The organism is Mesorhizobium sp. (assembly GCF_017306585.1).
Classification (GTDB): domain Bacteria; phylum Pseudomonadota; class Alphaproteobacteria; order Rhizobiales; family Rhizobiaceae; genus Mesorhizobium.
This window is the reverse complement of record NZ_JAFKIC010000261.1, coordinates 1-15355: the sequence shown is the minus strand read 5'-3', so window position 1 is coordinate 15355 and position 15355 is coordinate 1. Positions and strand designations below refer to the sequence as shown.

Annotated in this window: 18 protein-coding genes and 1 tRNA gene; 14 read left to right on the top strand and 5 right to left on the bottom strand. The window is 60.7% G+C overall.

The features are described from left to right. Together J0I79_RS30945 and J0I79_RS30940 are read right to left on the bottom strand one after the other, a co-directional pair. Nucleotides 1-844: hypothetical protein (locus tag J0I79_RS30945; RefSeq protein ID WP_292868572.1), on the bottom strand; the 844-nt coding region annotated here is incomplete at its 3' end. Between the two features lie 201 nt (nt 845-1045). Beyond that, nucleotides 1046-1130: transfer RNA gene (locus tag J0I79_RS30940), tRNA-Leu, on the bottom strand. A 272-nt stretch (nt 1131-1402) separates the two neighbouring features. Here J0I79_RS30940 and J0I79_RS30935 point away from each other — a divergent pair. The 5 genes from J0I79_RS30935 (at nt 1403) to J0I79_RS30915 (ending at nt 5376) form a co-directional block, all read left to right on the top strand. Beyond that, nucleotides 1403-1996 carry a YqaA family protein gene (locus tag J0I79_RS30935; RefSeq protein ID WP_292868569.1) on the top strand — a complete coding sequence of 198 codons (594 nt, stop codon included), beginning with the start codon at nt 1403-1405 and terminating at the stop codon, nt 1994-1996. 79 nt (nt 1997-2075) lie between these two features. Then, nucleotides 2076-2594 carry a disulfide bond formation protein B gene (locus J0I79_RS30930; protein WP_292868566.1) on the top strand — a complete coding sequence of 173 codons (519 nt, stop codon included), beginning with the start codon at nt 2076-2078 and terminating at the stop codon, nt 2592-2594. Between the two features lie 141 nt (nt 2595-2735). After that, complete coding sequence (locus tag J0I79_RS30925) at nt 2736-3062, top strand: hypothetical protein (protein ID WP_292868563.1); 327 nt, start codon at nt 2736-2738, stop codon at nt 3060-3062. Between the two features lies 1 nt (nt 3063). Next, on the top strand, nt 3064-4869 hold the full coding sequence (locus J0I79_RS30920; protein ID WP_292868560.1) for a caspase family protein: 1806 nt from the start codon (nt 3064-3066) through the stop codon (nt 4867-4869). A 21-nt stretch (nt 4870-4890) separates the two neighbouring features. Next, the gene (locus J0I79_RS30915) at nt 4891-5376 is read left to right on the top strand and encodes a hypothetical protein (RefSeq protein ID WP_292868557.1); all 486 of its coding nucleotides are present in this window, start codon (nt 4891-4893) and stop codon (nt 5374-5376) included. 7 nt (nt 5377-5383) lie between these two features. Here J0I79_RS30915 and J0I79_RS30910 read toward each other — a convergent pair whose 3' ends face one another. Further along, nucleotides 5384-5941 (bottom strand): HNH endonuclease, encoded by a 558-nt coding sequence (locus J0I79_RS30910; protein WP_140691782.1) that lies wholly within the window; start codon nt 5939-5941, stop codon nt 5384-5386. Between the two features lie 170 nt (nt 5942-6111). Further along, nucleotides 6112-6771: a DNA-3-methyladenine glycosylase gene (locus J0I79_RS30905; protein ID WP_292868575.1), complete on the bottom strand. Its 660-nt coding sequence runs from the start codon at nt 6769-6771 to the stop codon at nt 6112-6114. Nucleotides 6772-6846: 75 nt separating this feature from the next. Between J0I79_RS30905 and gluQRS the strand changes: the two genes are divergently transcribed. Then, on the top strand, nt 6847-7722 hold the full coding sequence (gluQRS, locus tag J0I79_RS30900; protein ID WP_292868548.1) for a tRNA glutamyl-Q(34) synthetase GluQRS: 876 nt from the start codon (nt 6847-6849) through the stop codon (nt 7720-7722). A 111-nt stretch (nt 7723-7833) separates the two neighbouring features. Next, complete coding sequence (locus J0I79_RS30895) at nt 7834-8718, top strand: DMT family transporter (RefSeq protein WP_292868545.1); 885 nt, start codon at nt 7834-7836, stop codon at nt 8716-8718. 173 nt (nt 8719-8891) lie between these two features. Here the strand turns inward: J0I79_RS30895 and J0I79_RS30890 are convergent, their stop codons facing one another. After that, complete coding sequence (locus J0I79_RS30890) at nt 8892-9743, bottom strand: YihY/virulence factor BrkB family protein (protein WP_292868542.1); 852 nt, start codon at nt 9741-9743, stop codon at nt 8892-8894. Between the two features lie 58 nt (nt 9744-9801). Between J0I79_RS30890 and J0I79_RS30885 the strand changes: the two genes are divergently transcribed. From J0I79_RS30885 to J0I79_RS30855, 7 genes are all read left to right on the top strand, one after another. Then, complete coding sequence (locus J0I79_RS30885) at nt 9802-10668, top strand: SDR family oxidoreductase (protein ID WP_292868539.1); 867 nt, start codon at nt 9802-9804, stop codon at nt 10666-10668. Between the two features lie 27 nt (nt 10669-10695). Continuing rightward, nucleotides 10696-10887 (top strand): twin transmembrane helix small protein, encoded by a 192-nt coding sequence (locus tag J0I79_RS30880; RefSeq protein WP_027031242.1) that lies wholly within the window; start codon nt 10696-10698, stop codon nt 10885-10887. Between the two features lie 19 nt (nt 10888-10906). Next, nucleotides 10907-11488, top strand: coding sequence for a cob(I)yrinic acid a,c-diamide adenosyltransferase (locus J0I79_RS30875; RefSeq protein ID WP_292868534.1), 582 nt, complete (start codon nt 10907-10909; stop codon nt 11486-11488). Nucleotides 11489-11521: 33 nt separating this feature from the next. Then, nucleotides 11522-12322: a rhomboid family intramembrane serine protease gene (locus tag J0I79_RS30870; RefSeq protein WP_292868531.1), complete on the top strand. Its 801-nt coding sequence runs from the start codon at nt 11522-11524 to the stop codon at nt 12320-12322. A gap of 181 nt (nt 12323-12503) precedes the next feature. After that, nucleotides 12504-13253: an electron transfer flavoprotein subunit beta/FixA family protein gene (locus J0I79_RS30865; RefSeq protein WP_292868528.1), complete on the top strand. Its 750-nt coding sequence runs from the start codon at nt 12504-12506 to the stop codon at nt 13251-13253. A 23-nt stretch (nt 13254-13276) separates the two neighbouring features. Beyond that, the gene (locus tag J0I79_RS30860) at nt 13277-14206 is read left to right on the top strand and encodes an electron transfer flavoprotein subunit alpha/FixB family protein (protein ID WP_292868525.1); all 930 of its coding nucleotides are present in this window, start codon (nt 13277-13279) and stop codon (nt 14204-14206) included. Between the two features lie 211 nt (nt 14207-14417). Then, on the top strand, nt 14418-15296 hold the full coding sequence (locus tag J0I79_RS30855) for a 3-hydroxybutyryl-CoA dehydrogenase (RefSeq protein WP_292868522.1): 879 nt from the start codon (nt 14418-14420) through the stop codon (nt 15294-15296). Nucleotides 15297-15355 lie beyond the last annotated feature (59 nt).

The following is a 15355-nucleotide window of genomic DNA, read 5'->3' as shown; positions in this document are numbered from 1 at the left end:
AAACGTGCACGGGGCGTACACCTCGAGGCGCATAGCCGGGCAACGGGCCGCGCGAAACCGTCACGAGAAGATCCGGTGCGCCGTCGTGCCGAGGAACGCGCAGCGACGACCGGGCCGGCTCCTCCGATCCGTCGAGCGCCAGCGCCATTGCGCGGGCAAGCGCCTGTGTGGCGCTTGCCGTTTGCAGCGTCAGGCCGTCGCCGGCCAGCCGGAAAGGCCCGTCGATGGCTGTGAGCGCCTGTGCGGCGCGGTTGAGATAGACCGGCCGGCGCCACGCGTCGAACAGGAAGACGGCGTCCGGCAGGCCGTCGATCGCCTGTTCGAGCGCCTCGACATGAAGCGACAGGTCGTGCAGCCGTTTTTGCCAAGACAGGACAGGACCGAGCCCGTGCACGATGGCCTGCACGCCGCGCAGATCGCTGGCCAGATAGAGCCCGGCCGATTTCTCGCGGCAGACATTGACGTGAAAGGAAAGGTCGCCCGCCATCATCTGGATCACGGCGCCGTAGTAGCAGCCAGTCGGCCGGATGATCTCGTTGTAGAAATCGAGCCGTTCGAAAGCCCTGTCGGTCATGATGTCGTGCGATGCTTCCACCCGGCCGGGCGTCAGCGCCCTTTGCCAAGGGGCCGACAGATCGTTGGCGCGTTGCGACGTGAACCTGGCCGTCGCGCCGTCATCCAGACCCGCGGTCACCACGAACGGCATGCTGGCGCGGGTCGCGCCATTGGTTGAGATCATCGTGTGGTGAGCCTTGAACCCGCGCCTAAGCAGGTCCATCGCCGTCGCCCAGCCATCAGGCGCGGCAGCCGCTTCCACTATGTCATCGCGGGCAACGCTACCCATCCACCCTCGGCGCCAAGAACTGTCAGCCTGAATTCCTGTAACCCTCTGAAACGGTAGTGAAGCATCGGTTTTCCGTCGAGAGGCCGGCATCTCCCCCGGCGCCGTTCTCACGCGCATGTGATCGGCGGGAATGGCGGTGAAAGGAAATGGCACGCCCCATCGGAGCGGTGAGTAAGGCGAACTCGCATGAGATTAAGAAAATGGTGCCCCTAGCCGGGATCGAACCAGCACTCCTTGCGGAACTCGATTTTGAGTCGAGCGCGTCTACCAATTCCGCCATAGGGGCTCAGGCCGGGCGGCCTGGATGGCGCGGACTATACGGTTGGAGGCCTGTTCGTCAACGGCCAATCGCCCCGAAACCCCGGCTGCGACCAAACTTCGCCTTTCGATTTCGTCGCGGCGCTGCCATTGTGCGGCGCGGAAAATCTTTCTAGACAGGCGGCGCGTCATGGCGCGGCGTGGCTGAGGATATGGCCCGCGGCGCCTTGGGTCCTTTCATCCATGCCTTTGTCCCAGGGGCGTTTGCGCGCATTTGGGTGATTTGCACTAGGAGAGCCGATGCTTCGCGGACTTTACGACTGGACCTTGTCGCTGGCGGCGCGGAAATCCGCCGAATGGTGGCTGGCCTTCATCGCTTTTGTCGAAAGCTCCGTATTCCTGGTGCCGGCGGATGTTCTCTACCTGCCGATGGCGCTCTCGCGCCCGGACCGGGCCTACCGCTACGCGCTGGTTGCCACCGTCGCTTCGGTGTTGGGCGGCATCGCCGGCTGGTTCATCGGCCACTACGCCTATGACGCGGTGGCGCGCCCGATCCTCGAATTCTATGGCAAGTACGACGAGTTCGAACAGCTGCGGGCTTCGGCTGGTGTCGGCATCGAGCTCATCGTTCTGATGCTGATCACTTCAGGCGCCGCCCATCTGCCCCCGATCAAGGTGGTGACGATCCTGTCCGGTGCCCTCGGCGTCAATCTGCTGCTGTTCATCGTGCTGGCCATCGTGGCACGCGGCGGCCGCTTCCTGTTCCTGGCGTGGCTTTTGCGCCGCTATGGCGAGCCGATCCGCGAATTCATCGAAAAGCGCCTCGGCCTGATCGCCGGCGCAGCCGCGGTTGCCCTGATTTTGCTCTATATCCTGATCAAATACGCGCTCTGAAGCATCTGCCTCGAACCGACTGGCGGTCGGGCGGCAGCATGCGGATCTGGCGGGCGGCGAACACAACGGACGAAAGACCATGACAGCGAGCATGAATGCCGATACCGGACGCCAGCGGACCCGGGCAGCCTTGTTTTTAGCCGTCGCGATGGCCGCGACCGTCGGCTCGGCCCTGGGCTTCCAGCACATTGGCGGCTACATCCCCTGTCACCTGTGCCTGGAGCAGCGCACCCCCTACTACATCGGCGTCCCGTTGATGGTGCTGGCGGCGGTCGCATCGATGCTTCGCGCACCGGCATGGCTGACACGCGGCCTGCTGGCCATTGGCGGTCTTCTGATGCTCTACGGCCTCTATCTCGGCGTCTACCATTCCGGCGTCGAATGGGCCTGGTGGCAAGGGCCGGCCGACTGCACGGCGGGCGCCGGGCCGGTCGACACCGGCGGCAAGGGCGTGCTCGACGCGCTCGACAAATTCGTGCCGCCTTCCTGCGACAAGGCCGCGCTACGCATCCTCGGCCTGTCGCTCGCCGGCTGGAACGCCATCGCCAGCCTTATCCTGGCCGCCGTCGCCTTCCGCGGCGCGCTGTCGCGCGACTGAGCGGCGAGGTAAGGTAAGGTAACCCAAGCGGAGAGCTTTGGCTTATTACGGCTCCTCGAAACGGCTTCCTAGACTGTTGCTAGATTGCCAGTGTTATGATCAATTATGGCGCGTCGTACTGTCGCTACGGGGATCATTTCAGTGGAATTTTCGGTATCATTTCCAAATGCAAACTTGCCTAGAAAGAACGTTCTTGCTGCTGATTTTGCCAGGCAGATTTCGATAATATCTGGAATATCGGCCAAGCAAAAAAGGGAACGAGAGGATACGCAAGATAGCGGAACAATTGTGGCAATCATACTTACGTCGCCGCTCATCGCCGAGTTTGTTAAACATGCGTTAACATGGATATCGAGGCACAACGAGAAATCTATTGATATAGAGATTCCGGGAAGCAAGTCGCGGATAACCATAAAGAATACCGACGACATATCAAAGATTATTAAGGCACTTGAAGAACTCAAGTGAGATGCGTCCTATCGATCCCACCTACGCGATAATCATAGGAGCCAGCAGTTTTCCTGATTCAGATTGGGAAGATTCCAACGCCTTCAGGGAATCCGCCACAGCAATGAAGGACTACCTCCTCCGTTACGAAGGCATGAATATCCCTCAAGAAAATATGCTTGACCTGTTTGATTCAACAAAAAGTGTTTCGGATATAAACAAAGAGATAAAAAAATTTCTAACTAGAATTAAAGATTTATCAATAAAGAATATTATAATTTACTATACTGGTCATGGATCATTTACGACCATTGATCAAAGATACTGCCTAGCTCTACGAAGCACTGATCAGGAAAATTTAAGCGTCAGCGCTTATAAAATTATTGACCTGGGACAAAATTTGCGGAGATCAGCCGGCGACGCTCGATTTTTTGTTATAATCGATGCCTGCTTTGCCGGCGCTGCCGTGGAAGGTTTTATCACGCAAGGTGCACACGTAAGTAAAATTGATATTGATACCTTTGATGCATTGCCTTCGTATGGAACAACCCTCCTTTGTGCAGCCAATGCCAATACGATGGCCATCTCGGAAAAATCATCGAAGTATACGATGTTTAGTGGAGGTCTGATCGAGGTACTAAATCGGGGCGTTTCTGGAGGACCTCCTTTTCTATCGTTCGCGGACCTTCATCCTCACACGGTAAGACAAATAAGGAACAAGTATCCCGACAGGGCAGTTAGGCCGGAAGTTCACGCATCCGGACGAAGCGACGGCGACATGGCCTCGTTTCGAATATTTCCAAATCTATATACCTTTCAGAGCAACCAGAAAGAGCATACTGCGCCGTTTGAAAAGGATTTTATAGCAGGCGTAGATACAAATATTTCAGACGAATCAGGGAGTCCCAGGACATATTTATTTAAAAAATGGAATTTTGTTTATATAATATCTGGAATTATGCTTCTTATTTTGATATTCGAGTTTTATCCGAGACAAATCACTCCTGACCAATCGACGAGCACCGATGCTCAGCGAAATGTCGACATCTTGAAGAAGCCGACTGATGATCTGCTTGCCAAGCAAGCCGTCGACGATTCCGCTTGGGCTGAGGCACAGAAGGATGGCACCCAGGTCGCTTACCAGGCCTATATCGACCGCTTTCCCACCGGCACGCACCTCGCGGCCGCTCGCCAGAGCCTAGGCGATCTAAAAAGGCAAGCCGACGATCTCCTGGAACAGCAAGCCGCTGACGATGCCGCATGGGCAGCAGCTCTGAAGGACAATACTCAACTTTCCTATCAGGCTTATCTTGATCACTTTCCAACTGGTGCACATGCCTCGTTTGCACACCAGAACCTAGCTCTGAAGAAACAGACAGCAGATCTAGTCGCCCAGAAGACTGCCGACGATTCCGCTTGGGCTGAGGCACAGAAGGATGGCACCCAGACCGCCTACCAGGCCTATATCGACCGCTTTCCCACCGGCACGCATCTCGCGGCCGCTCGCCAGAGCCTAGGCGATCTAAAAAGGCAAGCCGACGATCTCCTGGAACAGCAAGCCGCTGACGATGCCGCATGGGCAGCAGCTCTGAAGGACAATACTCAACTTTCCTATCAGGCCTATATCGACAGCTTTCCCACCGGCGCGCATCTCTCAAGTGCCCGACGTGGTCTCAAGGGATTGAAAAAACGCTTGGTCAAGATCAATCGCCTAACAACTTCGAATAAAAAAGCTGATCAGAGACCTTTAAAGCTTGACGATTTTGGTTGCGAAGCTGGAAAACTATTCAAAACAAAAAATGCCCCAAACTGCGGCAATCTCCAATAACAATGGATAAGGTAGGAAACAATGAAATCGCCAATAGGTTATATCAATATCACGTTAGCTGCTTTGTTTTTTTTACCATTCCTTGCAGTTCAATCTTATTCCAAGGAAAGGGTTTTGGGACAATCTGACGTTGGTCGCAGAATAGAATTCACCAGCGCTCGCTGTGGTGAAAGCGGGTTATATCAGCCAAAGGCCACAATTCAAATTATAGTTGTAGGCAACTCAGGGAATCTTAACTGCATTATAAGAATAACAGAAAAGCTGCTAAAAGCATCAGACTTCAAGGCTGGATATGCATGTGTGACGGCCTACTCTGCGAAACCTGCCGCATTCGTCAGAAAGGACGATCCTCGCGTTGTCAGAGAGCGTGGCTATGCAGCCCAGCTGGCAATTGCGGAACAATACGCAAAAAAATACAAGATCGGAATTCAAGTCGTCTACATCACCACAAACCAAGGTCCGCCCCACAGCGAAGCAAGGTGCAAGAAATTACTTTTAGGAGCATAGAGCCCTCTCAAGGCTCCAACTCCACATCCCAATACAGATAATCCATCCAGCTTTCGTGCAGATGGTTGGGCGGGAACAGCCGGCCGTTATTGTGCAGATCGTGCACGGTTGGCTGGTACGGCTTCTGCAGCGGCCACATCTTGGCCTGCGACGGCATCATGCCGCCCTTCCTCAGATTGCAGGGCGAACAGGCGGCCACGACGTTCTCCCATGTCGTGGCGCCGCCCCGATGACGCGGGATGACGTGATCGAAGGTCAGATCCTCCGGCGTGCCGCAATACTGGCACTGGAAGCGGTCGCGCAGGAACACGTTGAAGCGGGTGAACGCGGGGTGCCTGGACGGCTTCACATAAGCCTTCAGGCTGACCACGCTGGGCAGCTTCATCGAGAAAGTCGGCGAGGAGACCGCATGCTCGTATTCGGCGACGATGTTCACCCGATCGAGGAACACCGCCTTGATGGCATCCTGCCAGGACCAGAGCGACAAGGGGTAGTAGCTGAGCGGACGGTAGTCCGCGTTCAGCACCAGCGCTGGAAGCCCATCCGGAGATACGGCAACCGTCACCTTGTTGACCTCCTTGGTTCGCACGTGACCCGGAAAGTCGAATTCGACTCTCGCAAAGGATCCTGTGCCGCTTCAAAAGTCCGTCCGTTCGGCGCGGATACTGTAAGCCCGACATGACAGGGATGTGAAGCGGATTGTCGCTGCCGCGAAGCGCCAAAAACGCATGATTTTCATGCTTTTTCGACAGTTCCGCTCGGCGGCGCGGCATCCCTGCCCCTGGTTTCACGATAGTAGGACCAGAAAAGCCGCGATGCGACCCCTCGCCACGGGCTCCATGATTCGGCTAGCGCGATCAGCATTTTCTCGGGCGGACGCGGGTCGATGCCAAGCGCGTGGCCGACGGCGCTCTGCAAGGCAACGTCCCGCGCCGGGAAAATGTCCGGATGCCCGGCGGCGAACAGCAGGTACACTTCCGCCGTCCAGGGACCGATCCCAGGCACCGCCGTCATCGCCGCGATCGCCTCCTCGGCGTCGAGGGAACAGAGGTGATGCAGGTCGAGGCCGTCGGCCACCGCTTGCGCCACCGCGATCAGCCCGCGCTGCTTGGGCCGCGACAGGCCGGCCTCGCGAAACATGTCCTCGCCGGCGGCAAGGATCGCCTGCGGCGTCAGAGGGTCGACGAGTTTCGTCAGCCGGCCGAAGATCGCATCGGCGCTCGCCCGCGACACCTGCTGCGAGACGATGATCGAGGCGAGGCTCCTGAACCCCGGTTCCGAAAGCCTGAGCGGCACCTCGCCGGCCATGCCGCGCACCTTTTCCAGGCGCGGATCGATCATGCACAGCGCATCGAGCCCGCGCTCAACGTCGTCCAGTGTGGCGATGCGTTGCATTGTATCCTTGTCCATGAATGCGCCGCAAAGTAGCAACGGCCAAAACCACAGCACAACCCGATTGCCGCCTCAGACATGACGCTCCTGACATTCCGCTTCGCGCCCAGCCCCAATGGCGACCTGCATCTTGGACATGCCTATTCGGCGCTGCTCAACCAGAAGCTGGCGGACGCCGCCGGCGGGCGCATGCTGCTGCGCATCGAGGACATCGACACCACGCGTTGCACGCCGCAATTCGAGGCCGGCATGCTCGCCGACCTGAAATGGCTTGGCTTTGGCTGGGAAGAGCCGGTGCGCCGGCAGTCCGAGCATTTCCCGGAATATGAAGCCGTGCTTGACCGCCTGATCCGCGAAGACCTCGTCTATCCGGCTTTCATGAGCCGTGGCGAAGTCAGGGCCTTCATCACCGACAGCGAGCAGCGCGGGCGCGACTGGCCGCGCGACCCCGACGGCGTGCCGCTCTATCCACCGGCCGACAAGGCGTTGCCGGCGAAGGAGCGCAAGCGGCGCATGGCTGACAATGCGCCCTTCGCCTGGCGGCTGGACGTCGACGCCGCCATGGCACGTGTCAGCGAGGACCTGGCGTGGAACGAATTCACCGATGAAACGCTGTCGGCGACACGTCCGGTGGCGGCCCGCCCGCAGGATTGGGGCGACGTCATCGTGGCGCGGCGCGACATTCCGACCAGCTACCATATCGCCGTCGTCGTCGACGATGCCTCGCAAGGGATCAGCCATGTCGTGCGCGGACAGGATCTGTTTTCCGCGACCGGCGTGCAGCGCCTGCTCCAGCAACTGCTCGGTTTGCCTGAGCCTGCCTACTTCCACCATCGGCTCATTCTCGGGCCGGACGGACGGAAACTGTCGAAAAGTCTCGGCGATATGGGCTTGGCGGCGCTTCGTGACGCCGGCGCATCGCCAGATGATGTCAGGCGGATGATCGGGGTATGAGCGCGCCGCCCGTTGAATTCCGGTGATGTATGGATCAATCGTTTCGTTTTGCGCGCCGGACTGAACGGGACTAGAGCATCGCCAGATCTTACCAGCGGCGGTTTCCGGACAATGCACAGCCTCAAGCGGTTCATCCCCGCCACTTTCGTCGTCCTGTGGGCGACCGGCTTCATCGGCGCTCGCTACGCCATGCCTTGGGCCGAACCATTCACCTTCCTGGCGGCGCGTTTCGTCATCGCCGCGATCCTGTTTGCCATCCTCACCGTCGTGCTGGGCTCCAAAAGAGCCAGCCGCGAGGAAGCGCTCCATGCCACCGGCGCCGGCGTGCTGATGCATGGTGTCTATTTGGGCGCTGTCTTCTGGGCGATCCACCGGGGCATGCCAGCGGGGTTCTCGGCACTGATCGTCGGCCTGCAGCCGCTGATCACGGCCGTGCTTGCCGGCAAGTTTCTCGGCGAGGCGATCCTGCCGCGCCACTGGCTTGGCCTCGGCATCGGCCTGATCGGCATCGTCATCGTGCTGTGGCCGAAGCTCGGCGCGCTGGGCGGTGGCGTGACGGCGGCGACATTGACGGCGTCGCTCATCTCGGTGCTCGGCATGGCCGCCGGCACCATCTGGCAAAAGCGCTTCGCGTCCGGCGGCGACCTGGTGGCGGCAACGATGTGGCAATATGTCGGCGGCTCAGCGCTTATGATCCTGGCGGCGCTCGCCTTCGAGACCCACACGGTGGTCATCAACGGCGAATTGATCTTCGCCATGGCCTGGCTGGTGCTCGTGCTGTCGGTCGGCGCCATCTTCCTCCTGATGGTCATGATCCGCGACGGCGAGATGTCGAAGGTGGCCTCGCTTTTCTATCTGGTGCCGGCGGTGACGGCCGTCATCGCCTGGGCCCTGTTCGACGAACAGCTCAACGCCCTCCAGATCGTCGGCATGGCAATCACCACATTCGGCGTCGGGCTGGCGACGGCTCGGCAGGTCAGGGGCAAGGGGAATTGAAGAACTAGGGAATTGAGGAATTGAGGAATTGAGGAATTGAGGAATTGAGGAATTGAGGAATTGAGGAATTGAGGAATTGAGGAATTGAGGAAGAAGCGCGCAGCACCGGATATGTCCAATTTTTCTTCAATTCTTCAATTCCACAATTCCTCAATTCTCCAGTTCCCCCTCCCTCACCCCACCCGCCCCCGCGCCTCCAGATAGCGGCTGATGGCGGCATTGAGCTCGCCGCCCAGGATGAAGATCGCCGAGACGATGTAGAGGAACACCACCGCGATCATGATCGAGGCCAGGCCGGCATAGGTCGTCACATAGGACGAGAAATGGTCGAGATAGGTGGCGAACATGGTCGAGCCGACCAGCCATGCCACCAGCGTGAAGATGATGCCGGGCACCAGTGAGACGAAGCGGCGCTTGCCGGCCGGCAGCCAGTAGTGAACGGCAAAGAGCCCGCCGATGATGACGGTCGAGGCAATGACGTAGCGCCACAGGGTAATGGTGCCGGTATAGGGTTTGATCCACTCGAAATGCGACTCCGCCAGCCGAGCCAGCAACGGCGCGAACACCAGCAGCACACTGATGGCCAGGAAGCCGGCCGTGGCGATGAGCACGAAGAAGATGCTCTGGATGCGGCGGTAGATGATGCCGCGCGTCTCGGTAACGCGGTAGGCACGGTTGAGCGAGGTGCGGAGCGCCTCGATGCCGTTCGAGGCGAAATAGGCGGCAAGCACCACGCCATAGGTCAGAAGGTCGGTGCGCCGCACCGTCAGCACGTTGAGCACCTCATGCGCGATCGGCTTGGCGATCTGATCGGGCCAGGTGTCGAACACCAGATGCACGGCGGTGTCTGCGAAGGCCTGCGCGCCGAGGAAGCTGCCGAGCGTCGTGGCGAAGATCAGGAACGGAAACAGTGCCATCAGCGAGGTGATCGCCAGATGGCTGGCCATCGCCCAGCCGTCATCGGTGTTGAAGTGGCCGATCGCGTCGTAGAGCACGCGGCGCAGGGCAACAATATTCCGCAGCAAGAACGCGCGCTCCCTTCGATTGTCTCGACGCCGCGAATATGGGAAGTGAATGCGGCAAATGGCAACCCTTCGTCAAACCACGAATTCACCAGCCCCGGAGTTGCGCACCATCATCGTCACCGGCGCATCGTCCGGCATCGGCGCCTATTGCGCCCGCGCTTTGAAGGCCGAAGGCTGGCGGGTGTTCGCCACCGCCCGCAAGCCGCAGGATATCGCCACGCTCGAAGCTGACGGCATCGAGGCCTTCTATCTCGACTACAGCGAACCGGCCTCCATCGCGGCCCTGGTGGCGGCGGTGCTCGGCCGCACCGGTGGCCGGCTCGACGCCTTGTTCAACAACGGTGCCTATGCCCAGGCCGGCGCCGTCGAGGACCTTTCCGTGGCAGCGCTCAAGGAGCAGTTCGAGGTCAATTTCTTCGGCTGGCATGACCTGACCCGCCGGCTCGTGCCGGTGATGCGCGGCCAGGGCCATGGCCGGCTCGTCCATTGCTCGTCGATCCTCGGCCTGGTGCCGGTGCGCTTCCGCGGCGCCTATTCGGCTTCCAAGCACGCGCTCGAAGCCTTGATGCTGTGCCAGCGCCAGGAACTGGAAGGCAGCGGCGTCCACGTCTCGCTGATCGAGCCGGGCCCGGTGAAATCAAGGATCGCCAGCAACGGCCTGCCCTGGTTCCTGAAAAACGTCGACCATGAGAACTCGGTGCACCGGGTGGAGTACGAGGCACAGCTGGAGCGGCTGCGCGCCGGTGGCAGCCAGTCGGCGCTGAAGCCGGGGCCGGAAGTGGTCCACAAGGTTCTGCGCCATGCGCTTCTGTCGCGGCGCCCGCGCCCGCACTATGTGGTAACAGTGCCGGCTAAGATCGGCGCCGCGCTCAAACGCGTCCTGCCCGCATCGATGCTCTACCGCCTGATGGCCAAGCGCGCCTGAACACGACAAACGACTGGAAACGCAACAATGGCAACCGTCTTCAACATTCTGGCCATCCTGGTCATGGCCGCCGTGGTGATCGTGCTGATCCGGGGTCTCATCAACATGATGCGCGGCGGTTCCGGCGTCACGTCGAACAAGCTTATGCAGGCGCGCGTGATGCTGCAGGCGGTGGCGCTGGTGCTGATCCTGCTCGCCGTGTATTTCACCCGCAAGTGACACGTTTCGGGGAGGCGATGTGGTCAAGCTCAACAAGATCTACACCCGCACCGGCGATGATGGCACGACCGGCCTCGGCACCGGCGAAAGACGGCTGAAATCCGATCTGCGCGTGGATGCCTACGGCACGGTGGACGAAGCCAATGCCTGCATCGGCATGGCGCGCATCCACACAGCCACCAGCCATCCGGCGATCGACGCGATGCTGTCGCGCATCCAGAACGACCTCTTCGACCTCGGCGCCGATCTCGCGGTTCCCGATGACGGCAAGCCGCTGGAATACGAACCGCTGCGCATCGTTGCCGCGCAGACCGACCGGGTGGAGAAGGACATCGATCTCCTCAACAAGGATCTCCAGCCGCTGAAATCCTTCGTGCTCAACGGCGGCACCCCGGCGGCTGCCGCCCTCCACCTCGCCCGAACCGTGGCCAGGCGGGCCGAACGGCTGATGGTGGCGCTGGCCCAGGTGTCAGGCGAACACGTCAATCGCGACGGCCTGAAATACATCAACCGCGTCTCCGATTTCCTGTTTGTCGCCGCCCGTGCGGTCAATGACAATGGAAATGCCGACGTGCTATGGGTGCCCGGCAAGAACCGCTGAATTGTCCGAACGGCGGGAGGGGACCGGGGATCGATGTTCATCCCGCTTTACGACACCAACAGGCTGCGCCACATCCGCCTGCAATATGTGACGATCGGCCTGATCGTGGCGAACGCGCTGGTCTATTGCGTCACCTCGCTCAGCGGCGAGGCCTTCAACAATGCAGCGGTGCTCGGCCTTGGCTTCATTCCGGCCGTCGTCCACGACACGGCCCAACTCGACCCCCGCTTCATCATCATTCCCGAAAGCCTGAGCTACGTCACCTATTCCTTCCTGCATGGCGACATCTTCCATCTCGGCGGCAACATGCTGTTCCTGTGGGTGTTCGGCGACAATGTCGAGGATGCGCTCGGCCATATCAGGTACCTGATCTTCTACCTGCTCTGCGCGATCGCCGGCGCCGCTTTCCAGGGACTTGTGGCCTGGGACTCGCAGGTGCCGCTCATCGGCGCCTCCGGCGCCATCGCCGGCGTGGTCGTCGCCTATCTCATCCTCTATCCCCGGGTGAAGGTGTGGGTGCTTGCCTTCGCCCGTATTCCCTTGCGGATTCCGGCCTTCATTCCGCTCATCCTGTGGGTGGCATTCCAGATCGTCATGTTCGCCGCCGGCGGCGAGGACCAGATTTCCTGGGCCTGCCACATTGGCGGCATCATAGCCGGGGCAATTCTCGTGCTGGTCCTGCGCAGCCGTGGCGTGCCGCTGTTTGCTCCCGCCGACGAGGATGCCGTGGCTTCCGCCCCCGAACAGCCGCCGGTTGCCGTTGAGCCAGAGACGCCCGAGCAACCGGCCACCACCACCCGCTGGGGCCGGGGAAACCCGTCTGGCCCAAACTGAACCGATTTGAGCAGCTTTCTGCGTATTGACGCGCGGGGTTGCCGCAACTACGGAAACGTCTCCGCCGCAGCCCAAGGCGGTCAGAGACCATAATTTCCATCAGGAATGTCGGCTTTCGACAACTCAGAGCGGGCGCGGGCTGCTATAGCGCGCCCAACTAGCGTGAAGAGGTGACAGGCAAATGAAGATCCTTGTGCCCGTGAAGCGGGTTGTCGATGCGAACGTCAAGGTTCGTGTGAAGGCGGACGGTTCGGCGGTCGAGCTCGCCAACGTCAAGATGGCGATGAACCCGTTCGACGAGATCGCGGTCGAGGAAGCGATCCGGCTGAAGGAAGCCGGCAAGGCGGAAGAAATCATCGTCGTCTCGATCGGCCCGCAGCAGGCGCAGGAAACCCTTCGCACCGCGCTCGCCATGGGCGCCGACCGCGCCATCCTGGTCAAGACCGACGAACAGACCGAGCCGCTCGGCGTCGCCAAGGTGCTGAAGGGCGTGGTCGAGGCCGAGAAGCCCGGCCTCGTCATCCTCGGCAAGCAGGCGATCGACGACGACAGCAACCAGACGGGCCAGATGCTCGCCGCCCTTCTGGGCTGGGCGCAGGGCACCTTCGCCTCGAAGGTCGTCATCGAAGGCGACAAGGCCAAGGTGACGCGCGAAGTCGACGGCGGCCTGCAGACGGTCGAGCTGAAGATGCCGGTGATCGTCACAGCCGACCTTCGCCTCAACCAGCCGCGCTATGCCTCGCTGCCTAATATCATGAAGGCCAAGAAGAAGCCGCTGGACGAGAAGAGCCCGGCCGACTACGGCGCCGACGTCAAGCCGCGCCTCAAGGTCATCAAGACCGAAGAGCCCTCGGGCCGCAAGGCGGGCGTCAAGGTCAAGAGCGTCGCCGAGCTGGTCGAGAAGCTCAAGAACGAAGCCGGCGTGCTCTAAGCGGTCAGGAAAGGAACAGACAAATGGCAATTCTCCTCATCGCCGAACACGACAACGCCACCCTTTCGGACCAGACCGCCAAGGCGCTTTCGGCCGCCCTGCAGATCGGCTCGGACGTGCATGTGCTGGTGGCCGGCAAGGGCGCCAAGGGCGCCGCCGACGCTGCCGCCAAGCTGAAGGGCGTAAGCAAGGTGCTGCTTGCCGAAGCCGACGAACTGGCCGAACGGCTGGCCGAACCGACAGCGGCACTTATCGTCTCGCTGGCCGGTGCCTACGACACCATCGTCGCCCCCGCCACCTCCGCCGGCAAGAACATCGCGCCGCGCGTCGCCGCCCTGCTCGACGTCGCGCAGGTGTCGGAGATCATCGAGGTGGTTTCGCCAGACACGTTCAAGCGGCCGATCTATGCCGGCAACGCCATCCAGACGGTGCAGTCGACCGACGTCAAGAAGGTCATCACCGTGCGCACCGCCTCCTTCCAGGGAGCGCCCGAGGGCGGCTCGGCTTCGGTCGAGACCGTCAACGCGGCGGCCAATCCCGGCCTGTCCACCTTCGTCGAGAACAAGCTGTCGGAAACCGATCGTCCGGAACTGACCTCGGCCAAGATCATCATCTCGGGCGGACGCGCGCTCGGCTCCTCGGAGAAGTTCCAGGATGTCATCCTTCCGGTCGCCGACAAGCTCGGCGCCGCTGTCGGCGCTTCGCGCGCGGCCGTCGATGCCGGCTACGCGCCGAACGACTGGCAGGTCGGCCAGACCGGCAAGGTCGTCGCCCCCGATCTCTACATCGCGGTCGGCATTTCCGGCGCCATCCAGCACCTTGCCGGCATGAAGGATTCGAAGGTCATCGTCGCCATCAACAAGGACGAGGAAGCGCCGATCTTCCAGGTCGCCGATTACGGCCTCGTCGGCGATCTCTTCGTCGTCCTGCCGGAGCTGCAGAAGGCGCTTTGACGCTTCCTGACAAAGCGTATTAAATTACAGGGGGTGGGGTAGACGAAGTCGCCCCGCCCTTTTAGTTTGCACCGCACAAAAAGCAGGCCGCGAAGGCTCGAAGCAATTCCAGGACGCGTGGGTAGCGGTTTTCTGTCCGGAATTGCGGTAAAACAAAAAGGTGGGGCGCGTTCGCAATTCAGGCGTGACGGCTCCGGACGGGATCGGTGTAATGAGCAAGATCGAGACGATCGGCATCATCGGTGCGGGCCAGATGGGTGGGGGTATCGCCCATGTCTCCGCGCTTTCGGGCTACAAGGTGCTGATCTACGATATATCGCCCGACCGCATCGAGAAGGGCATCGCCACCGTCAGCGGCAACATGGCCCGCCAGGTGGGGTCCGGCAAGCTCGACGAGAAGCTGCGCAATCAGGCGATGGCGCGCATTTCGTCCGCACCGACGATGGCTGATCTCGCCGGCGCGGACCTGGTCATCGAGGCCGCGACCGAAGACGAGACGGTCAAGCGCAAGATCTACGCCCAGCTCTGTCCGCAGCTCAATCCCGAAGCCATACTGGCGACCAACACCTCATCGATCTCGATCACGCGCCTTGCCGCGCAGACCGACCGGCCGGAGCGTTTCATCGGCATACATTTCATGAACCCGGTGCCGGTGATGAAGCTGGTCGAACTCGTGCGCGGCATCGCCACCGAGGACCAGACCTTCGAGGCGGCCAAGACCTATGTGAAGCAGCTCGACAAGACGATTACGGTCTCCGAGGATTTCCCGGCCTTCATCGTCAATCGCATCCTTTTGCCGATGATCAACGAGGCGATCTATACGCTTTATGAAGGCGTCGGCACGGTCGATGCCATCGACACCGCCATGCGGCTCGGCGCCAACCATCCGATGGGACCGCTGCAGCTTGCCGACTTCATCGGCCTCGACACCTGCCTGTCGATCATGCAGGTGCTGCATGACGGCCTGTCGGATTCGAAATACCGGCCCTGCCCGCTGCTGGTGAAATATGTCGAGGCCGGCTGGCTCGGCCGCAAGACCGGGCGCGGCTTCTACGACTATCGCGGCGAGCATCCAGTTCCCACGCGCTGATTGACGCCTATGGAACGAGATAGAGGCGCCGGCCGAGCTTCTCTCGGCGCGGCGCCTTT

Excerpts from the sequence above, each read along its gene's own strand:
- J0I79_RS30935 (WP_292868569.1), top strand. The coding sequence starts at position 1,403 with ATGCTTCGCGGACTTTACGACTGGACCTTGTCGCTGGCGGCGCGGAAA.
- J0I79_RS30930 (WP_292868566.1), top strand. The coding sequence starts at position 2,076 with ATGACAGCGAGCATGAATGCCGATACCGGACGCCAGCGGACCCGGGCA.
- J0I79_RS30920 (WP_292868560.1), top strand. The coding sequence starts at position 3,064 with ATGCGTCCTATCGATCCCACCTACGCGATAATCATAGGAGCCAGCAGT.
- J0I79_RS30915 (WP_292868557.1), top strand. The coding sequence starts at position 4,891 with ATGAAATCGCCAATAGGTTATATCAATATCACGTTAGCTGCTTTGTTT.
- J0I79_RS30905 (WP_292868575.1), bottom strand. The coding sequence starts at position 6,771 with ATGCAACGCATCGCCACACTGGACGACGTTGAGCGCGGGCTCGATGCG.
- gluQRS (WP_292868548.1), top strand. The coding sequence starts at position 6,847 with ATGACGCTCCTGACATTCCGCTTCGCGCCCAGCCCCAATGGCGACCTG.
- J0I79_RS30895 (WP_292868545.1), top strand. The coding sequence starts at position 7,834 with ATGCACAGCCTCAAGCGGTTCATCCCCGCCACTTTCGTCGTCCTGTGG.
- J0I79_RS30885 (WP_292868539.1), top strand. The coding sequence starts at position 9,802 with ATGGCAACCCTTCGTCAAACCACGAATTCACCAGCCCCGGAGTTGCGC.
- J0I79_RS30880 (WP_027031242.1), top strand. The coding sequence starts at position 10,696 with ATGGCAACCGTCTTCAACATTCTGGCCATCCTGGTCATGGCCGCCGTG.
- J0I79_RS30870 (WP_292868531.1), top strand. The coding sequence starts at position 11,522 with ATGTTCATCCCGCTTTACGACACCAACAGGCTGCGCCACATCCGCCTG.
- J0I79_RS30865 (WP_292868528.1), top strand. The coding sequence starts at position 12,504 with ATGAAGATCCTTGTGCCCGTGAAGCGGGTTGTCGATGCGAACGTCAAG.
- J0I79_RS30860 (WP_292868525.1), top strand. The coding sequence starts at position 13,277 with ATGGCAATTCTCCTCATCGCCGAACACGACAACGCCACCCTTTCGGAC.
- J0I79_RS30855 (WP_292868522.1), top strand. The coding sequence starts at position 14,418 with ATGAGCAAGATCGAGACGATCGGCATCATCGGTGCGGGCCAGATGGGT.